This is a genomic window from Enterococcus sp. AZ062, from assembly GCF_051715065.1.
Classification (GTDB): domain Bacteria; phylum Bacillota; class Bacilli; order Lactobacillales; family Enterococcaceae; genus Enterococcus_B; species Enterococcus_B mundtii.
On the sequence record NZ_JBIOTB010000001.1, the window covers coordinates 1,425,936 to 1,445,325 of the forward strand.

Here is a 19,390-nt window from a genome sequence, read left to right on the forward strand (position 1 = left end):
AACTTTAAGAACTTTCTTGAAACTTTTGGTCACAACGTTTTATTTTGTCTCCATTCGTTCTTGCAGTAAAATAAAGAAAGAGTCAGGAATTTCCGTGAAACTTTCAGTTTAATGATGGACAAACGGGCCATTCACCGATAAAATAGACAGGACTTGTGTTTATTGTGGAAATTCAGGTAGTCAGTATAGTTAGAATAGATAAAAGGAAATAGGAGGACGATAATATGTCCATGTTTTTAGATCAAGTAACAATCGACGTGAAGGCTGGTAAAGGCGGAGACGGGATGGTTGCGTTTCGTAGAGAAAAATATGTACCTGATGGAGGACCGGCTGGTGGTGATGGCGGTCAAGGAGGCGATGTGATCTTAGTCGTTGATGAAGGCTTACGTACGTTGATGGACTTCCGTTTCAATCGTCACTTTAAGGCTCAGCCCGGTGAAAATGGCATGAGTAAAGGAATGCATGGACGTGGTTCTGATGATACGTATGTCAAAGTCCCTCAAGGAACAACTGTACGTGATGCAGAAACAGGGGCACTCTTAGGAGATTTGATCGAAGATGGTCAGACTTTAGTAGTAGCAAAAGGTGGCCGCGGCGGTCGCGGAAATATCCGTTTTGCTTCTCCAAGAAACCCTGCGCCGGAAATTGCTGAAAACGGCGAACCCGGCCAAGAACGTAAAATCGAATTAGAATTAAAAGTACTAGCAGACGTAGGTCTTGTTGGGTTTCCATCGGTTGGGAAATCGACCTTGCTTTCTGTGATCTCTTCGGCAAGACCAAAAATAGGGGCGTATCACTTTACTACCCTTGTGCCAAATCTAGGGATGGTCACTACAAGTGACGGCCGTAGTTTTGCGGCGGCGGATCTTCCAGGACTGATCGAAGGAGCTTCACAAGGCGTCGGATTAGGCACACAATTTTTGCGTCATATCGAGCGAACTCGTGTCATTTTGCATGTGATCGATATGAGTGGAATGGAAGGGCGCGATCCTTACGAAGATTACTTGGCGATCAACCATGAGTTGTCTTCTCATAACTTGCGCTTGCTAGAACGTCCACAGATCATTGTAGCAAATAAGATGGATATGCCAGATGCAGAAGAAAATCTAGTGAAATTCAAAGAACAACTAAATAAAAACAAAGAAGATGAATTTGCCGATGACATCCCAGTATTCCCGATTTCTGGCGTGACTCGTAAAGGACTGGATGCCTTACTGAATGCGACAGCTGATCTATTGGAAGTAACACCAGAATTCCCATTGTATGAGGAAGAGATCGAAGAAGAAACCGTTCATTATGGCTTCAATCCAGAAGGTCCTGAATTTACGATCGATCGTGAACCAGATGCGACATGGGTATTGTCAGGTGAGAAGATCGAGAAGTTATTCCAAATGACTAACTTTGACCACGATGAAACGGTGATGCGTTTTGCTCGCCAATTACGTGGGATGGGTGTCGATGAAGCCTTGCGTGCCAGAGGTGCAAAAGATGGTGACTTGGTGCGTATTGGTGAGTTTGAGTTTGAATTTGTCGAATAGTATTGGATACACCACATATTTAGGTGACTAGATAGCCGTTCAGTTCCAAGTAGTAAGGCAAAATTTAAGAAAATAATCGTTCATTTTTTGGGTTTTGACTTACTCTCTTAGGAGCAAGCTTTCGTAGAACCTTTAGCGGATTTGAGGAGTTGACGAATGTCAAACTCCTTTTTTTGTATACTGCGTTATTTTTTAAAGGTTTTCCCTTTTATTTTTGTTTATTCCAAGGTACACTAAAAGAAAATGAGAAAGAGGCGATCTCCATGAGCAAACGAGTGATCATATTGAATTTTGAGTTAGAAAGTCAAGCTTACCAAGCATTTTCCGAAATCAAGAAGCTTCACATGACGAGAGCGATCAAAGGCGAACAAATGGCGGTCATCAGCCATCAGTCTAATGGCGCCCATCAATTCAAAATCGAAGACTTCTTAGATTTTACTGGGAACAATAAATCCTCTAAAGGTGGTCTGATCGGAATGCTAGTTGGCGTTTTAGGTGGCCCATTAGGGATCTTGCTAGGATGGTTTGCGGGTGGAATGATTGGTGCGAGCCAAGATGCCAAAGAAATCAAAGATGCACAAACGGTGTTTGATTTTGTCGGGAATAAGATCGGCGAAGGCGCAACAGGTCTGATCTTGATCGCAGAAGAAGAGGACAACCGCCCATTGAACCAACTTGTGATGATGGAATTAGGTGGAGAAATCACTCGATTGGATTATGAAGAAGTAGAACAAGATGTTCAAGATGCTACTGAGGTAGAAAAACATGCAAAAGAAACAGCGCAGAAAAATTGGGATGAAAAGCACAAAAAAACAACCGATAGCTCAGAGGATGCTACACCTTCTGAATAACGATAAAAAGAATGGATGTAAGAATAGTGGTACTTATTCACTCTTTTCATTTATAGGGACAGTCTTCTAAAAAATTATCCTGCGAATTTCAGTTGATTGTCGACTGATTTTACCCTAGAATTAATAAGAATGAATAGAAAGTTAGGTAAATTATGGAACTAGAATTTTTAGGTACAGGCGCAGGGGTTCCTGCTAAACATCGAAATGTCTCAAGTATCGCATTGAAACTTTTGGACGAGCGAAATGAGGTTTGGTTGTTTGATTGTGGGGAAGGCACGCAAATGCAGATTCTACGAACAAATATCCGTCCAAGAAAAATAGAAAAAATATTTATCACTCATCTTCATGGGGATCATATTTTTGGTTTGCCAGGTTTAATCAGTAGTCGCTCTTTTCAGGGTGGCGAAACACCATTAGAAATCTATGGCCCTAAAGGAACGGAAGCATTTGTACGCAATGCGCTGACGATTTCTCAAACAAAACTAGGTTATCCCCTTGTTTTTATTGATTTATCAGAAGATCAAGCTATTTTTGAAGACGCACACTTTTCTGTGTATGCAAAAAAATTAAGCCATGGTATCGATAGCTACGGATATCGGATCGTTGAGCATGATCACAAAGGCGAATTACAAGTGGATAAGCTTAAAGAACTGAATATTCCAGCTGGCCCCATTTATGGAAAACTAAAAAAAGGGGAGACGGTCCAATTAGATAACGGACAGCTCATCAATGGACGTGATTTTGTCGGTCCAGATAAAAAAGGCCGAATCGTGACCATTTTAGGAGACACTCGAAAAACGACCAATTCTGTTATATTAGCAAAAAATGCAGATGTCTTGGTGCATGAAAGTACGTTCAATAAAAACGAGGCAAGAATGGCCCATAACTATTTCCATTCGACGACTCATCAAGCCGCAGAAGTGGCGAAAGAAGCAAATGTCCAAAGATTATTACTGACCCATATCAGTGCGAGATATCTAGGAAAAGCAACACAAGAACTTGAACAAGAAGCACAAGAAATCTTTCCAAATACAAAAGTCATGAAAGATTTTGAGGTTGTGGACGTTCCGTTTCAAGAGGAGGAAAAAAGTTGAATTTAGAAAATAAAGTCGTATTAGTCACTGGTGGCTCTGGTGGTTTAGGTGAACAGATCTGTTATGAAGCAGCAAAACAAGGGGCAATCGTTGTCACATGTGCGAGAAGAATCCAACAAATCGGCGAAGTGAAGGCGGTTTGTCAAGAATTAAGTGGAAAACCAGCATACGCGTATCAACTAGATGTTAGTAATCCTGACAGTGTAGATGAATTGTACGACAAGGTGATGACTGAGGTCGGACGTGTCGATATCTTAGTCAATAATGCTGGATTTGGTATCTTTGAGGATTTCTTATCCTTTGACTTAGGAAAAGCCTACGATATGTTCGAGGTCAATGTCTTGGGGATGATGGTATTGACACAAAAATTTGCGATCGATATGGCAGAAAGACGTCAAGGACATATCATCAATGTGGCATCCATGGCAGGAAAAATGGCGACAGCTAAATCTACGATTTATTCTGCTACTAAATTTGCTGTTCTGGGCTTTTCCAATGCGTTACGTTTAGAGTTGAAACCACTAGGTGTTGCGGTCACGACGGTGAATCCTGGACCAATCGAAACGGAATTTTTTGATAAGGCTGATCCAAGTGGTAGTTATTTGGAAAAAGTCGGTCACTTAGTTTTGGATTCAACTAAATTAGCACAAACGATCGTGCGAGCGATGAAACACCCTAAACGTGAGATCAATCAGCCGGTATTGCTAGAAATCGCGTCTAAATTTTATGCACTTTTCCCAACCATTGGGGATTATTTTGCAGGTGGAATTTTTAATAAAAAGTAGGTGAAGTAAATGAAAAAGCAAGGTAGTGTGATCGTTGGTTTTTTACTTGTACTTGTCATTGTCGTGTTCGCTGTGTTGAACAATCAAAATGTTCCTGTAAGCTTTGGATTTGCTTCTTTTAATGCGCCATTGATTCTAGTGATCATTGGTTCAGCATTGATTGGTGCATTGATTGTATTTTTAACAGCCTTTACGACACTGTGGCAACAGAAGAAACAATTGAAACAACTAACAAAAGAATTAGCAGAGAACCAAGCAGATATCCAAAAGAAAATCGAAGAGGCGACAGAAGAACAACAAAGACAATTTCGTAATGAACGTGCGGAACTTGAAGCGGCCTATCAAGCAGAATTACAAGCAAAGCAAATACAGATCGAACAAATGCAAACACCTTCTGAATCACCTTCTCAAACACCAAAGCAAAGTGTCAATTACTTTGATTGATCAAGGATCACTGTTGATTTTCTAAAAGCAAATAGAAGAAAGTGATAGAAATCACTATCTCAGAAATTATTAGAGGATGTTTTATCCAATTTCTAGCAGGCAACCAAAGTGGGCAAACGAATCTGTTTTGTCTACTTTGGTTTCTTTTAGTTGGATTTGTCAGAATCTATTCTTCTGAAATTCTTTTTTTTAGAGAAGACGTTTGCTATAATGACTAAGTTAGGGGTGAGCATGTGAGACGAGCAAATTTTGATTGGAAGGTCAATGAAACAACACCTTCTGAATCTTTTATCCAAATAATCAAACAGCAGCAATTGTCTCCTTTGATCGGGCAATTACTGTGGCAAAGAGGATACCGAGAGGAAGAAAGTATCCATCAGTTTTTACATCCAAAAGAACAAAAACTCTATGATCCTTATTTGATGTTTGACATGGACAAGGCAATCAGCCGTATCCAAGAAGCGGTGATCAATGGCGAGCAGATCTTAGTTTATGGAGATTACGATGCAGATGGTATCACCAGTGCGACCGTCATGAAAGAAACGTTAGAGTTGCTAGGTGCTCAAGTTGAAGTCTTTTTACCTAATCGATTTGAACATGGGTATGGACCTAATCTAACCGTTTATCAAGAGAAAATAGCTGCAGGTACCCAATTGATCGTGACTGTCGATAATGGTGTAGCAGGACATGAAGCAATTGCTTATGCACAACAGCAGGGAGTAGATGTGATCGTGACAGATCATCATGAGTTGCCTAGTGAATTACCGGCGGCTTATGCAATCATCCATCCCCGCCATCCACAAGGCAATTATCCTTTTGGAGAATTAGCGGGTGTCGGTGTCGCATTTAAAGTAGCGACCGCTTTGTTGGAAGAACCACCAGCAGAATTTTTAGATTTAGTCGCAATTGGAACAATCGCTGACCTTGTCTCTATGACCGATGAGAATCGGACGCTAGTGGCGTTAGGTTTAGAGGCAATTCGTCATACCGAGCGAGTAGGCTTACAGGCACTGTTTGCGAAAAGTAGTGTACGTGCGAATGAAGCGGATGAAACGATGATCGGTTTTTCGATTGCCCCGCGCTTGAATGCCATCGGCCGGATGGGAGACCCTAATCCAGCGGTTGAATTACTAGCCACATTCGACGAAAGTCAAGCTCAGACATTAGCCGAGCAGTTACAAACGGTCAATGAAGAACGTAAAGCGATCGTTGAGCAAATCACCTCAGAAGCATTGGCGATGATCAATGACGAGAACCAGATCCATTTGTTAGCACATCCAGGCTGGCATGAAGGTGTACTAGGGATCGTCGCTGGAAAAATCATGAACCAAACAGGCAAACCGACAATCGTTCTAGGCATCAAAGACCAGACCATTGCAAAAGGATCAGGTCGAAGTATCGAAGCGTTGAATCTTTTCGATATGCTGAATGAGATGCGTGAATTGTTTACATTTTTTGGTGGCCATCACGCAGCAGTCGGATTAACAATGCCAACGGAGAATATCCCTCAGTTACAAGACCGGATGAATGCCTATATAGAAGAAAAGAAAATTGACTTGTCCAAAGGTCCTGTGTTGGCGATCGATGAAATCGTCTCCCCAAAGGATGTAACGGTCGAACAAATCGCTGCATTGAAATTACTGGCACCATTCGGAACAGATAATCCTGTACCTAACTTCTTATTCAAACAGGTTGCTGTCCAAAATGTAAAACGAATCGGTTCGAACCAACAGCACTTGAAGCTTTCTTTAGTGGATGATGATAGTCAATTAGATGCTGTCGCGTTTGGTTTTGGTCCACAAGAAAACGAATTTGTAGATGATTCACTTGATATTGTCGGACAATTATCGATCAATGAATGGAATGGGCGTAAAAAACCGCAGCTGATGGTTTCTGACTTTGCAGTAGAAGGATTGCAAGTATTTGATTGGCGGGCGAAACGTTACCGAACATTAGCAAATGAAATCGAAAGTCCGTTCTATTTAGCGTTTGATGAAGCATCGATCAAAGAACTAAATGAGTCGATACAAAAACACATCATTCTTGGGACAGATAAAGAAATGATTCAATCATGGATTCAGGAAAATGACCCAAAAGCATTAGTAGTGATCGATTGTCCAACGGATCTGACCGACTTGAAAGAGATCTTATCTTTTGGGGCATTTAGTCGAGTTTACTTCTTAGGTATTTCTGTTGATGAAGCATACTTGAACGGTGTAGGAACAAGAGAACAATATGCACGACTCTTCAAATTAATCCATGCGCAAGAACGGATCGATATCCGACATAAATTAGGTGCAATGGCCAACTATTTAAAAATCCCACAAAAATTATTAATTTTTATGATACAGGTGTTTTTTGAGTTGAAGTTTGTTACAATAAACAATGGTGTTTTGGAGAAAGTCGCAGATCCGGCGAGTCATCCTTTGACTGCAAGTGACCGCTATCAGGAGCGACTGAAAAAAATCAAATCAGAGGAATTCTTACTATTAAGTGACATTCCCACAATAAAAAAATGGTTAACAACCTAGGAGGAAACAATAAAGTGGATTTAAAAAATTATATTGCTAGTATTCCTGACTATCCGTCAAAAGGAATTATATTTAGAGATATCTCGCCATTGATGGCTGATGGAGATGCTTATCGTGAAGCAACGAAGCAAATCGTTGATTATGCGAAGGAAAAACGTATCGATATGGTCGTTGGACCAGAAGCGCGCGGATTTATCGTAGGTTGTCCAGTAGCTTATGAATTAGGTGTGGGCTTTGCTCCTGTTCGTAAGAAAGGAAAATTACCTCGTGAAACGATCGAAGTCACTTACGGACTTGAATACGGTACAGATACCTTGACGCTGCACAAAGATGCAATTCAACCAGGACAAAGAGTCTTGATCTGTGATGACTTATTAGCAACAGGTGGAACGATCAAAGCAACAATCGAATTGATCGAAGAACTTGGCGGAGTTGTTGTTGGTTGTGCCTTTTTGATCGAGTTGATGGACTTGCATGGTCGTGACAAAATCGAAGGCTACGACATGATTACTTTGATGGAGTATTAATCAAATAAAATATTGAACAGCCCCCCCCTTCCACAAACGGATGAACCGTTTGCGGAAGGGGGGGTTCGTTGGATGAGTAGCCTCAATTTATTGATGGAACAAATGAGTGCAAGGGTAGGTAGTCAATTTGTCGTTAAAAAAAGCAAACGAGCGATCATCGTTTGCTTGGACGGATTTTTCATAGAAGCGATCTTATTTACTTTTACGAGTGCCTGGAGCTGTAATAGGTTTCGTGATAGAAGGAGTCTTCATGGGATTGACGACGTTGTGATTGACGGTATTTTTTTTCATCCCACAACATAAACCACAATGTAAACAAAGGAACAAAAACCAACAGCGCTGTACGTAGACCAAAATTACCAATAATAATACCTAAAAACAAAACGATCAATACTAAACCAAAACGTCTCATTGATTTCATGATTTTCACCTCTTTATAGAATGCGAACAAAAGTTCGTATCATTAGTATACGAACTTTTGTTCGGTTTGTAAAGAGGGAAGTTCAAAAAGAACAAAGATATCTGCTAAAAGAGGAAAAGACGAGCTTGAGATCATGATCTCAAGCTCGTAAATAAATAACTGAATTTTCTTTTCTTATCAATAAATATGACTACGGTACAGACCAACGACTCGACCTAAGATCGACACCTCATCTAAAATGATCGGTTCCAGTAAATCATTCTCGGGTTGCAAACGGAAATGATCTCTTTCTTTATAGAACCGTTTGCAAGTTGCTTCGTCTTCTGCAGTCATCGCAATAACGATATCACCATTTTGTGCAGTTTCTTGTTTGCGGACAATGACATTATCGCCATCCAATATCCCAGCATTGATCATACTTTCTCCTCGGATCGTCAACATGAACAGACTGCCTTCTTCTGATGAAAGGTTTGGTGGTACTGGAAAGAAGTCAGAAGCTTCCTCAACAGCTAGTATCGGCTCTCCGGCAGTAACAACTCCGAGAACAGGGATCGTTGTTGGGCGAATCCCGATTTTTGATAATCCTTGTTGCGTCAATTCGATGGCACGTGGTTTCGTAGGGTCTCTTTGAATAAAGCCTTTTTTCTCTAATCGGGCAAGATGACCATGGACTGTCGATGTTGAAGAAAGCTGAACAGCTTCTCCGATCTCACGGACAGTCGGTGGATAGCCTTTTTGGGTCACTTGTTCGTGAATATATCGTAAGACTTCGATTTGTCTTGTTTCAGTTTGTCGGGCCACAAGGTACACCTTCTTTCACTTGATAACTAAATAGTACCATAGAAAATACTTGATTTCAAACAAATGTTCGCATTAAAGACTATTGATGTAGTTGTTTTTTTTTCATTTTTTATATAAGATGTAGGAGAAGCAAAAGCGAGGAGGAATAGTTGTGTTATCGCCTGAAAAAATCGAACGTATCAATCAGTTAGCTAAAAAGAAAAAAGCAGAAGGATTGACACCAGCCGAAGTCAAAGAACAAAAGGAATTACGAGAAGCATATCTGACAGCCTTTCGTTCTGGCATGAGACATCATATTGAAGGGATGAAAGTTGTTGATCCCGATGGAAATGATGTCACACCAGAAAAATTGAAAGAAATCCAGAAGAAAAAAGGCCTCCACGACCGAAATAGCAAGTTTTAGTAAAAAAAACTAAAAGTCGTTGCTTTTTTAGAGGAGATACTATAAAATTAGAAGTAGAAATATAGGTAAAAAAAACCTAAATTACAGGAGGGGTTACATTGTTTGATAAAATTGATCAGCTTGGTGTGAATACGATCCGTACATTGAGTGTCGATGCAGTACAAAAAGCAAATTCAGGACATCCGGGGTTACCAATGGGTGCCGCGCCAATGGCTTATGCCCTTTGGACGAAACACTTGAAAGTGAATCCGAAAACTTCTAAAAACTGGGCAGACCGTGACCGTTTTGTCTTATCTGCGGGACATGGTTCAGCGATGTTGTACAGCTTGTTGCACTTAGCAGGGTACCAAGTGACGATTGATGACTTGAAACAATTCCGTCAATGGGATTCAAAAACACCGGGACACCCTGAGGTCAACCATACGGACGGCGTCGAAGCAACGACTGGTCCTTTAGGTCAAGGGATCGCGATGGCTGTGGGGATGGCAATGGCAGAAGCGCATCTAGCTGCGACCTACAACAAAGACCAATTCAACGTCGTTGACCATTATACCTATGCGTTATGTGGCGATGGCGACTTGATGGAAGGCGTGTCTCAAGAAGCAAGTTCGATGGCTGGTCATATGAAACTTGGTAAATTGATCGTTTTATACGATTCAAACGATATTTCTTTAGATGGACCAACCTCAAAAGCCTTCACTGAAAATGTTGGCGCACGGTATGAAGCTTACGGTTGGCAACATCTCTTGGTCAAAGACGGCAATGATTTAGAAGCCATCTCAAAAGCAATTGAAGAAGCGAAAGCCGAAACAGACAAACCGACATTGATCGAAGTGAAAACGGTCATCGGATTTGGTGCACCAAACCAAGGAACTTCTGCGGTCCACGGCGCACCACTTGGCTTAGAAGGCATTCAAAAAGCCAAAGAGATCTATGGTTGGGAATACCCTGACTTTACCGTACCAGAAGAAGTGGCGGAACGCTTCCGTCAAACGATGGTTGAAGAAGGCGAAAAAGCTGAAAATGCTTGGCGTGAGATGTTCGCAGCATACAAAGCAGCGTATCCAGAATTAGCGCAACAATTCGAAGATGCCTTTGCTGGAAAATTACCAGAGAATTGGGATGCAGAGCTTCCAACATACGACGAAGGTGAAAGCCAAGCCAGTCGTGTCTCAAGTAAAGAGATGATCCAAGCATTATCAAAAGCGATCCCAAGTTTCTGGGGTGGTTCTGCCGATCTATCCGGATCAAACAATACGATGGTCACAGCAGACAAAGACTTCACGCCTGAACACTATGAAGGCCGCAACATTTGGTTTGGTGTTCGTGAGTTTGCGATGGCATCAGCGATGAACGGGATCCAATTGCATGGCGGTACCAGGATCTATGGGGGAACATTCTTTGTCTTTGTGGATTACTTGCGACCAGCTGTGCGTTTAGCAGCGATCCAAAACACGCCAGTCATTTATGTCTTGACCCATGACTCTGTGGCAGTTGGTGAAGATGGCCCGACGCATGAACCAGTGGAACAATTGGCTTCGGTTAGAAGTATGCCAGGTGTCCATGTCTTACGTCCGGCGGACGGGAACGAAACTCGTGCGGCATGGAAAGTAGCGATGGAATCCACAGATACGCCAACGATCTTAGTCTTGAGTCGTCAAAATCTACCAGTTCTTCCAACAACGAAAGAAGTGGCGGATGATATGGTTAAAAAAGGTGCTTATGTCTTGTCTCCAGCTAAAGGGGAACAACCAGAAGGAATCTTGATCGCGACAGGTTCAGAAGTGGATCTAGCTGTTAAAGCGCAAAAAGTATTGGCGGAACAAGGAAAAGATGTCTCAGTGGTTTCTATGCCAAGTTTTGATTTGTTTGAACAACAATCCGCGGAATATCAAGAAAGTGTCTTGCCAAAAGCAGTGACGAAACGTGTTGCGATTGAAGCAGCTTCACCATTCGGTTGGGAACGTTATGTGGGTATCGAAGGTCAAACGATCACAATTGATCACTTTGGCGCATCTGCTCCTGGAAACAAAATACTTGAAGAATTTGGTTTTACAGTAGATAATGTAGTCAACGTCTTCAATCAATTATAGACAAATACTGAAAGCAGTTCGATTGGAGTGCTTGGAGATTTTTTCCAAGCCTCCAATTTTCTATTTTTTTAGGTACAAATTAGTAAAAAGGGATAATTGTCGTTACTTTTGTGTTACTTTTTGATTACGTGAAGATTACAAAAAGTAAATAATTGAAGATTCGTTTGAGTTTCAATAAAATAAAACGTATAATTTAAATGATTAAGTTTCGTTTAAGAGGAAGTTTTATTTACTGTTTCATTTGAGGAGGAATTTGAATGCAAGAGCTGAGAACCCGTAGCGCTCGACACCATAGGCCCAAAAGGAAAATGACCATCAATAAAAAAGCCATTGCACCTTTAGTGGGGACAAGCCTATTAGTTGGGCCAATGTTGGTCACAGCAACACCACAAACTGTACGTGCGGATGAGTTAGATGTCGCATCTTCTGCCGATCCGCAAGCATTTATCAATCAAATCGGATGGGCTGCTTCTGAAGTTGCAGCAAGCAATGATTTATATGCGTCTGTCATGATTGCACAAGCATTACTTGAAAGTGCGTATGGTACATCTGGATTATCAAGTGCACCATATTACAACTTATTTGGAGTCAAAGGTAGCGCAGGTCAATCTGTGGTATATATGAATACGCAAGAATATTTGAATGGTCAATGGGTAACGATGAACGAACCTTTCCGTCGCTATTCATCTTATTGGGAGTCATTCCAAGATCATGCGAATGTTTTACGTTCTACTAGTTTTTCGACAGGCGATTATCATTATTCAGGTGTATGGAAAAGTAATACTACCAGCTACTATGATGCAACAGCTTATTTAACTGGACGTTATGCAACAGACCCTAATTACGCATACAAATTAAATGAATTGATCAGCACATATAATCTGACTCGCTTTGATACACCATCAACTGGTTCAACAACAACTAGTACGACAAGTACCACAACGACTAGTACGACAACCTCTACAACGACTACGACAAGTAGTAACCAAACTTATACTGTCGTCTCTGGCGATACACTTTGGGATATTGCTCAAAAATTCGGTATGTCCGTCGATGATCTGATGGCAAAAAATGGCATGACGATGTCAAATTATTCATTATTGGTTGGACAAGAAATCAATGTCTAACTTTATATCAACTTAAAAAAGAGGCATATCAAAAGATGTGTCTCTTTTTTTTACTTCTCCAGTAAGAATCACTCGCAGAAGTACCTTTTTTGTATTATGATTAATAGAGAAGCAAATGAAGGGGGAAAAAACATGACACAGATTTATCAATCGATCACAGAATTGATCGGTAAAACACCTATCGTTCGATTAAATAAAATGGTTCCAGAAGGAGCTGCGGATGTTTTTGTTAAGTTGGAATTCTTCAATCCAGGTGGAAGCGTGAAAGACCGTATTGCCTTGAATATGATTGAAAAAGCAGAACATGATGGGCTATTGAAACCGGGTGATACAATCATTGAACCTACTTCAGGAAACACTGGTATTGGTTTAGCGATGGTCGGTGTAGCAAAAGGATATCATGTGAAACTTGTCATGCCTGAAACGATGAGTATCGAGCGTCGCTTATTGATGAAGGGTTACGGAGCAGAACTAATTTTGACTCCAGGGACAGAAGGCATCAGTGGTTCAATCAAAGAAGCAAAACGTCTAGCGGAAGAAAATGGCTATTTCTTACCTCTGCAATTTGAAAACCCTGCTAATCCATTAGTTCATGAAAAAACGACTGGGCCAGAAATCCAAGCGGCGTTTGGTGTGAATGGGTTGGATGCGTTTGTCGCAGGAATCGGTACTGGTGGAACAATCACCGGTGCGGGACACGAATTAAAACGGATCAATCCAGCGCTTAAGATCGTTGGAGTTGAACCAGCCGAATCTGCCGTTTTAGAAGGCAAAGAACCTGGGCCACACAAAATCCAAGGTATCGGAACAGGTTTTGTCCCGGATACGTTAGATACGAATGTCTATGATCAAGTCTTATCAGTATCTAGTGAGCAAGCAATGATCACAGCTCGCCGTATGGGGCAAGAAGAAGGAATCTTAGTTGGTGTTTCAGGAGGAGCCGCAGTTGAAGCTGCGCTTAATGTAGCTAAAGAACTAGGGGCTGGAAAAAAAGTTCTTGCGATTATTCCTGATAATGGAGAACGTTATTTGTCTACTCCTTTGTATCAGGATATGTAAGTCTACGTGAAAATCTGAATAAAAAGTGTGAAATAATGGTGAAACATCCGTTATTTTACACTTTTTTTGCATAAAATAGGCAAAATTATAAAATTCTTTTCTTTTTCTTTCCATAATATGTAGATTTAAAAAAATAAAAATAGTATGATAATAAAAGAACAATAAGGTGGGGTTTTGTTTATATGGAAAATAAAAAAGTAGAAGCGGCGATCGAGCAGCTGAAAAAAGAAAATATTCGGATTACGCCGCAAAGATACGCAGTTTTAGAGTATCTGATTGAGCATCGTTCACATCCAACGGCAGATGAAATCTACAAGGCGCTTGAGCATCGCTTTCCTAATATGAGTGTTGCTACAGTTTACAATAATTTACGATTGTTCACATCGATCGGGTTTGTTCAAGAAATGAAATATGGTGATGCATCAAGCCGATTTGATTTTAGTTCACAAAGACATTATCATGTGATTTGCCAAAATTGCGAGACAATCGTCGATTTTCATTATCCTGGGCTAGAAGATATTGAAATGGCGGCGGGGCGCTTAACTGATTTTGAAATCCATGATCATCGTTTAGAATTATATGGGCTATGTCCGAATTGCAAAAAATAAATCGTGCGAACATCTGAAACATCGATAAGGTCAAATGACTTTGTTGATGTTTTTTTGTGTTTCATTTGTGACGTGTAGAAAAACATGGAATACCTACTCCTGTGAAACTAAGAGGAAAACACACTAACAATTTTAAGAAAGGTGAAAATATTTATGCAATTTTTTATGCGATTTCGTATTCATTCACAAGCGCAGAGGTGTTAGTTTAAAAATTCACAAAAAGAACGTTTATTTATCAGTGTTTCAAATCGAAAATGCGCAAAATATGATAAGTAAGACCTTGTGAATTCACAAGCATAAAACTGTTGGATACGTTTTAATTTTGCTATAGTAAAAATTGTCAAAGGACAAATCGTTTATCGGAGGGACACACATGAAAGTAGTAGTAATCGGCTGTACCCATGCAGGAACAGCAGCAGTAAAAAGCATCTTAAAAAACAACCCAGAAGCAGATGTTACAGTTTATGAACGTAACGACAATGTTTCATTTTTATCTTGTGGGATCGCATTGTATGTTGGAGGCGTCGTGAAAGACCCAGCAGGCTTGTTCTATTCAAACCCTGAAGAGTTAGCTTCGTTAGGTGCGAAAGTGAAAATGGAACATGATGTCACTGATGTTGACACAGAAAACAAACAAGTCACAGCGAAAGATTTAAAAACTGGCGAAACTGAAACAGTTTCTTATGACAAATTAGTAATGACTACTGGTTCATGGCCAATCATCCCGCCAATCAAAGGGATCGAATCTGAAAATATTCTTTTATGTAAAAACTATAACCAAGCAAACGAAATCATTGCTAAAGCAGAAGAAGCGAAGAAAGTAGTGATCGTTGGTGGTGGTTATATTGGGATCGAATTAGTCGAAGCGTTTGTCGAGTCTGGCAAAGAAGTGACATTGATCGATGGTTTAGATCGTATCTTGAACAAATATCTTGATAAACCATTTACGGATGTGTTAGAAAAAGAATTGGTTGATCGTGGAGTTACTTTAGCTTTAGGTGAAAACGTTTCTGAGTTCATTCCAGATGAGAATGGTAAAGTAAAACAAGTAACTACAGCTAGCCAAACATTTGATGCGGATATGGTTATTTTGTGTGTTGGTTTCAGACCAAATACAAAATTAGTAGAAGGTAAAGTAGAAACATTGCCAAATGGCGCAATCAAAGTAAATGAGTACATGCAAACAAGCAATCCAGATATTTTTGCAGCGGGCGATTCAGCAGTTGTCAATTATAACCCAAGTGGTACGCAAAACTACATTCCTTTAGCAACAAATGCGGTCCGTCAAGGATTGTTAGTAGGAAACAATTTAACAGAGCAAAAAATGGCTTACCGTGGAACACAAGGAACTTCTGGTTTGTACTTATTCGGTTGGACAATCGGTTCAACAGGTGTGACAACAGAAAGTGCCCCAATGAATAACTTGGATGTCCAAGCAACACTATTCGAAGATAACTATCGTCCAGAATTCATGCCAACGACTGAAAAAGTCATGATGGAACTAGTATATGAAAAAGGAACAAATCGTATCGTAGGTGCACAATTCATGTCTAAATACGACATCACTCAATCTGCTAATACGATGTCATTAGCGGTTCAAAATAAAATGACTGTTGAAGACTTAGCTCTTTCTGACTTCTTCTTCCAACCTCATTTTGACCGTCCTTGGAACTACTTGAATCTTCTTGCACAAGCAGCTCTAGGAGAAATCGAGACAGCTCAATAATTTGTCAAAGTGTCATAGAAGAACCATCTGGAAGCAATATTGTTTCCAGTCGGTTCTTTTTTTTGGAACTCAACCGGCTATTTAAAGGTCAAAATTGTTTATTGACACTTTTGTTTTATTTCTCACGAGACAGGAATGGTTTGTTGCAGACTTCACCAGTTGCAATTAGTTGTTTTCCTTTGTTTTTTTTGTCAAAATAATAGATGTAATTAATTTCCAACAAAGCAGATGTAGTGAGTTGGACTAGAGGAGGATCATTATGGAAAAAGAATATTTTGTACAGCAGGATAATTTTATTGAAGATTACAAAAAGGTGACAGGCAGTGAAATGATCGATATTGATTCTTTAGCAGAAGAAGTGATCAATCAATTAAACGAAACCCAAGCAGAAGAATTCGTTTTATCTGGTGATGAAACAAAAGATGGTGAGGATCATCAATTCCCATTTAGTCGACGGATCTATACCGATGAAAATGATGGAACATTGAATACAGAGTATACGTATGAAGGACAACCATACGAGCTACGAACGGATGACGAGGTACAATAATAAACGTTCTATCGATCGTGCGCGTCATTCTCTAAGCTGCTTGTAAAGATATGAGACCTTTTTATAGAGGAGAGCATATCCTAGTACAAGCAGCATTTTCTTCTGATGTATATATATTCCGAAAAGTGAAAAGCAATATAAAAATCACTAAAACATTTTAAAAAAATTCAAATAATCCTTTCTTGCTTCAAATCTTGTTTTTACGTATACTAATTTTAAAGAGAGGGATAATAATGTTGAATTTAGAAAACTATTTAAAAGCTGGTCAAACGATCGTTTCCAATCTTTTGCTTAAAAATTATCATCGTATCGGCCTACAAGCAGATGAATTTTTATTTATATTACAGTTGCATATGGCACAATCAGAAGGTGATTCATTCCCGGATCTGATGAATATTTCCCAGAATATGGGCGTCAAGCAAGAAAAAGTTTTTCAAATTTTGAATCGATTGGTCAGTGGTCATTTCATAGCGATCGAAACGACACTTATTGATGGGCGTAAAGCGGATCGCTATGATTTGACACCAACTTATGTGCATTTAGAAAGATTATTAGAAAAAGACTCTCTAAAGCAAGACGAAGAAGTTCAAGAAAAAACTACACGTTCAGTCTATCAATTATTTGAACAAGAGTTTGGGCGTCCATTATCCTCTATTGAATTCCAACGGATCGGACAGTGGTTGGAAGAGGACCATTATCATCCTGAGATTTTGAAACTAGCTTTACGGGAAGCTGTATTGAATCAAGCGTATAGTTTCAATTATATCGACCGTATCTTATTATCTTGGGAACGGAAAAATTTAAAAACCAAACAGCAAGTAGAAGAAGATCAAAAACGCAGAAAGCAGCAACTGCTTCAAAAAGAAATCGATCAGCCAGCCCAACAAGAAGAGCTGCCAAAAGTATCATTAAAGAATTGGCTGGAAGAATGGGAGTAATATGTTAGGTAAACAACGTACAATGGAAGCTTTTGAGAAAATGTATGAGATGTTTCCAGAAGCGCATGGAGAATTACAACATAAAAATCCTTATGAATTATTGATTGCAGTCATTTTAAGCGCACAAGCGACAGATGTTTCGGTCAACAAGGCAACACCTGCTCTATTTGAAGCTTTTCCAACTCCTGAGGCGTTAGCTAAAGCCCCACTAGAAGAGATCATTCCTAAGATAAAAACAATTGGATTGTATCGAAATAAAGCCAAAAACATCAAAGCATGTGCGCAACAGCTGCTTGATCAGTTTGGAGGACAGGTTCCTCAAACAAGAGAAGAGCTTGTTTCACTACCTGGTGTAGGTAGAAAAACAGCGAATGTCGTGCTTGGAGATGCGTTTGGAGTACCAGCTATAGCAGTCGATACTCACGTAGAACGTGTGACAAAACGATTGAGGATCTGCAAATTGGATGCTTCAGTACAAGAGGTTGAACAAACATTGATGAAAAAGGTACCAGAAGATCTATGGGTAAAAACGCATCATACATTGATTTTCTTTGGGCGGTATCATTGTACTGCTAGAAGCCCACGTTGTGAAGTATGTCCTTTACTGGATATGTGCCAAGATGGGAAAATGCGTATGAAAAACCCTGCCAATAAAAATATAAAATAAGCAAAAAGCGTTGAAACCAATCGCGATGTGTAGTGACCTCAAAAAGTTAGGCTTTTATAGAGTGGAGAAATCCACTCTTTTTTTTTGCAATAAAATAAGGGTAAGCAGCTTTTTGAGAAAGAAGGTGTGTAAGAAAAAAGCTTGTCAATTGTTTATAACATTACAAGAAATTATTCTTGGATACATAGAGATTAATATTCTTGACTAAAAAAATAATAAGTAGCCTTATGAAAATAAAAATAAATCAGTTATTTTATTATGATGTTTTTTAATATGTATATGTTTAAATTAAGTAATTATAACACGTTTAATTTATTTATTTTATTTTAAGTATGTTATATTTTTAGTTTTAAATAAAAGAGTTTTCTGTTAAAATTTAATTATAGAGGAGGAATTATATGATTAAAAAAACATTACTTTTATCAACTTTAGTTTTAACAATGGCTGGATGCGCTACATCTGCCCAAGGAGAAGATACAACTAGTACAACAAATGAGTCACAGAAGGAAACACCGGTCATTACCCTTTCGGATGTAGAAGAAGCACAACAAGAATGGGCAGAGAATATTATTGCGATTGGTAAAGCTAGTTTGGAAAGTGACGAAAAAGCCGAAGAAAAAGCGCTTGAGACACTGGAAAATCTATATGCTTACGATGACGGTCAAGTGCTCTTCAAACCAACGAAAGCTGCGGAAGTACCATTTCGTGGAACAAAAGATGAAGCACTATCTTATTTTGTTGGTGGGGACATCGCAGAAGATGGTGGATTTGCCTTAGAGCCTTGGACAGATATCCGCTTTGATAATCATGATACGATCTTGAACGGTGATACAGCGATTTCTTCAGGTGTCTATTATTTTACTTCTGGGGAAACCAACGAAGAAGTCAAAGTTGAATACACATTTGGTTATATCATGGATGAGGATGGCGACTTAAAAATTCAGTTACATCACTCAAGTGTGCCATTCGGATAAGAAAAGATGTATGGTTAAATCAACAAAATGACTGATTATCCTGCTTGATCTTTTAACACTTCCACCATGTAAGATTGATACATAATGTAGGATAGTCAAACGAATCATCGAAATAAATTATAGGCACTAACTGAAATGATTTTAAGCAATATTTGTCAAGCAACTGGAGGATCAAACGAGGCAACTCGTTGGTTCTTCAGTTTTTTGCTAGGTATCGCATGCAAATAAATCAATAAATTTCTCTTAAATTTAT

At 39.6% G+C, this 19,390-nt stretch carries 19 protein-coding genes; 17 read left to right on the forward strand and 2 right to left on the reverse strand.

Annotated elements, in window-relative coordinates:
* Nucleotides 1–224 precede the first annotated feature (224 nt).
* From obgE to IGJ00_RS06945, 7 genes are all read left to right on the forward strand, one after another.
* A complete protein-coding gene (obgE, locus tag IGJ00_RS06915) occupies nucleotides 225–1,538 on the forward strand; it encodes a GTPase ObgE (RefSeq protein ID WP_034689254.1) in 1,314 nt (437 codons plus the stop codon).
* A gap of 263 nt (nucleotides 1,539–1,801) precedes the next feature.
* Nucleotides 1,802–2,389, forward strand: a complete 588-nt coding sequence (locus tag IGJ00_RS06920) for a DUF1269 domain-containing protein (RefSeq protein WP_074799742.1) — start codon at nucleotides 1,802–1,804, stop codon at nucleotides 2,387–2,389.
* 152 nt (nucleotides 2,390–2,541) lie between these two features.
* Complete coding sequence (gene rnz / locus IGJ00_RS06925; RefSeq protein ID WP_071867809.1) at nucleotides 2,542–3,483, forward strand: ribonuclease Z; 942 nt, start codon at nucleotides 2,542–2,544, stop codon at nucleotides 3,481–3,483.
* Nucleotides 3,480–4,268, forward strand: a complete 789-nt coding sequence (locus IGJ00_RS06930) for an SDR family NAD(P)-dependent oxidoreductase (RefSeq protein ID WP_071867808.1) — start codon at nucleotides 3,480–3,482, stop codon at nucleotides 4,266–4,268. The genes rnz and IGJ00_RS06930 overlap by 4 nt, the downstream gene beginning before the upstream one ends.
* 9 nt (nucleotides 4,269–4,277) lie before the next feature.
* Nucleotides 4,278–4,712, forward strand: coding sequence for a LapA family protein (locus tag IGJ00_RS06935; protein WP_023519574.1), 435 nt, complete (start codon nucleotides 4,278–4,280; stop codon nucleotides 4,710–4,712).
* Between the two features lie 233 nt (nucleotides 4,713–4,945).
* On the forward strand, nucleotides 4,946–7,243 hold the full coding sequence (recJ, locus tag IGJ00_RS06940) for a single-stranded-DNA-specific exonuclease RecJ (RefSeq protein WP_438844240.1): 2,298 nt from the start codon (nucleotides 4,946–4,948) through the stop codon (nucleotides 7,241–7,243).
* Nucleotides 7,244–7,257: 14 nt separating this feature from the next.
* On the forward strand, nucleotides 7,258–7,770 hold the full coding sequence (locus IGJ00_RS06945) for an adenine phosphoribosyltransferase (protein ID WP_010735573.1): 513 nt from the start codon (nucleotides 7,258–7,260) through the stop codon (nucleotides 7,768–7,770).
* A gap of 202 nt (nucleotides 7,771–7,972) precedes the next feature.
* Here IGJ00_RS06945 and IGJ00_RS06950 read toward each other — a convergent pair whose 3' ends face one another.
* A complete protein-coding gene (locus tag IGJ00_RS06950; protein ID WP_023519576.1) occupies nucleotides 7,973–8,191 on the reverse strand; it encodes a hypothetical protein in 219 nt (72 codons plus the stop codon).
* Nucleotides 8,192–8,368: 177 nt separating this feature from the next.
* Nucleotides 8,369–8,992, reverse strand: a complete 624-nt coding sequence (gene lexA / locus IGJ00_RS06955; protein WP_010735571.1) for a transcriptional repressor LexA — start codon at nucleotides 8,990–8,992, stop codon at nucleotides 8,369–8,371.
* A gap of 151 nt (nucleotides 8,993–9,143) precedes the next feature.
* Between lexA and IGJ00_RS06960 the strand changes: the two genes are divergently transcribed.
* The 10 genes from IGJ00_RS06960 to IGJ00_RS07005 all read left to right on the forward strand — a co-directional run bounded on the left by IGJ00_RS06960 (nucleotide 9,144) and on the right by IGJ00_RS07005 (nucleotide 19,137).
* Nucleotides 9,144–9,395 (forward strand): DUF896 family protein, encoded by a 252-nt coding sequence (locus tag IGJ00_RS06960; RefSeq protein ID WP_071867806.1) that lies wholly within the window; start codon nucleotides 9,144–9,146, stop codon nucleotides 9,393–9,395.
* Between the two features lie 98 nt (nucleotides 9,396–9,493).
* Complete coding sequence (gene tkt, locus IGJ00_RS06965) at nucleotides 9,494–11,488, forward strand: transketolase (protein ID WP_375148150.1); 1,995 nt, start codon at nucleotides 9,494–9,496, stop codon at nucleotides 11,486–11,488.
* 257 nt (nucleotides 11,489–11,745) lie between these two features.
* The gene (locus tag IGJ00_RS06970; RefSeq protein ID WP_019724201.1) at nucleotides 11,746–12,615 is read left to right on the forward strand and encodes a glucosaminidase domain-containing protein; all 870 of its coding nucleotides are present in this window, start codon (nucleotides 11,746–11,748) and stop codon (nucleotides 12,613–12,615) included.
* Nucleotides 12,616–12,747: 132 nt separating this feature from the next.
* Nucleotides 12,748–13,674, forward strand: a complete 927-nt coding sequence (gene cysK, locus IGJ00_RS06975; RefSeq protein WP_071867954.1) for a cysteine synthase A — start codon at nucleotides 12,748–12,750, stop codon at nucleotides 13,672–13,674.
* 182 nt (nucleotides 13,675–13,856) lie between these two features.
* Nucleotides 13,857–14,282 carry a Fur family transcriptional regulator gene (locus tag IGJ00_RS06980; protein ID WP_019724202.1) on the forward strand — a complete coding sequence of 142 codons (426 nt, stop codon included), beginning with the start codon at nucleotides 13,857–13,859 and terminating at the stop codon, nucleotides 14,280–14,282.
* A gap of 373 nt (nucleotides 14,283–14,655) precedes the next feature.
* Nucleotides 14,656–16,008 carry an NADH oxidase gene (locus IGJ00_RS06985; protein WP_010735565.1) on the forward strand — a complete coding sequence of 451 codons (1,353 nt, stop codon included), beginning with the start codon at nucleotides 14,656–14,658 and terminating at the stop codon, nucleotides 16,006–16,008.
* 259 nt (nucleotides 16,009–16,267) lie between these two features.
* Nucleotides 16,268–16,558 (forward strand): DUF5960 family protein, encoded by a 291-nt coding sequence (locus IGJ00_RS06990; protein WP_438844241.1) that lies wholly within the window; start codon nucleotides 16,268–16,270, stop codon nucleotides 16,556–16,558.
* 233 nt (nucleotides 16,559–16,791) lie between these two features.
* Complete coding sequence (locus tag IGJ00_RS06995; protein ID WP_438844242.1) at nucleotides 16,792–17,496, forward strand: DnaD domain-containing protein; 705 nt, start codon at nucleotides 16,792–16,794, stop codon at nucleotides 17,494–17,496.
* 1 nt (nucleotide 17,497) lies between these two features.
* Entirely contained in the window at nucleotides 17,498–18,163 is a 666-nt protein-coding gene (gene nth / locus IGJ00_RS07000; RefSeq protein WP_074801876.1) for an endonuclease III, read from the forward strand.
* Between the two features lie 398 nt (nucleotides 18,164–18,561).
* A complete protein-coding gene (locus tag IGJ00_RS07005) occupies nucleotides 18,562–19,137 on the forward strand; it encodes a hypothetical protein (RefSeq protein WP_438844243.1) in 576 nt (191 codons plus the stop codon).
* The last annotated feature ends 253 nt before the right edge of the window (nucleotides 19,138–19,390 follow it).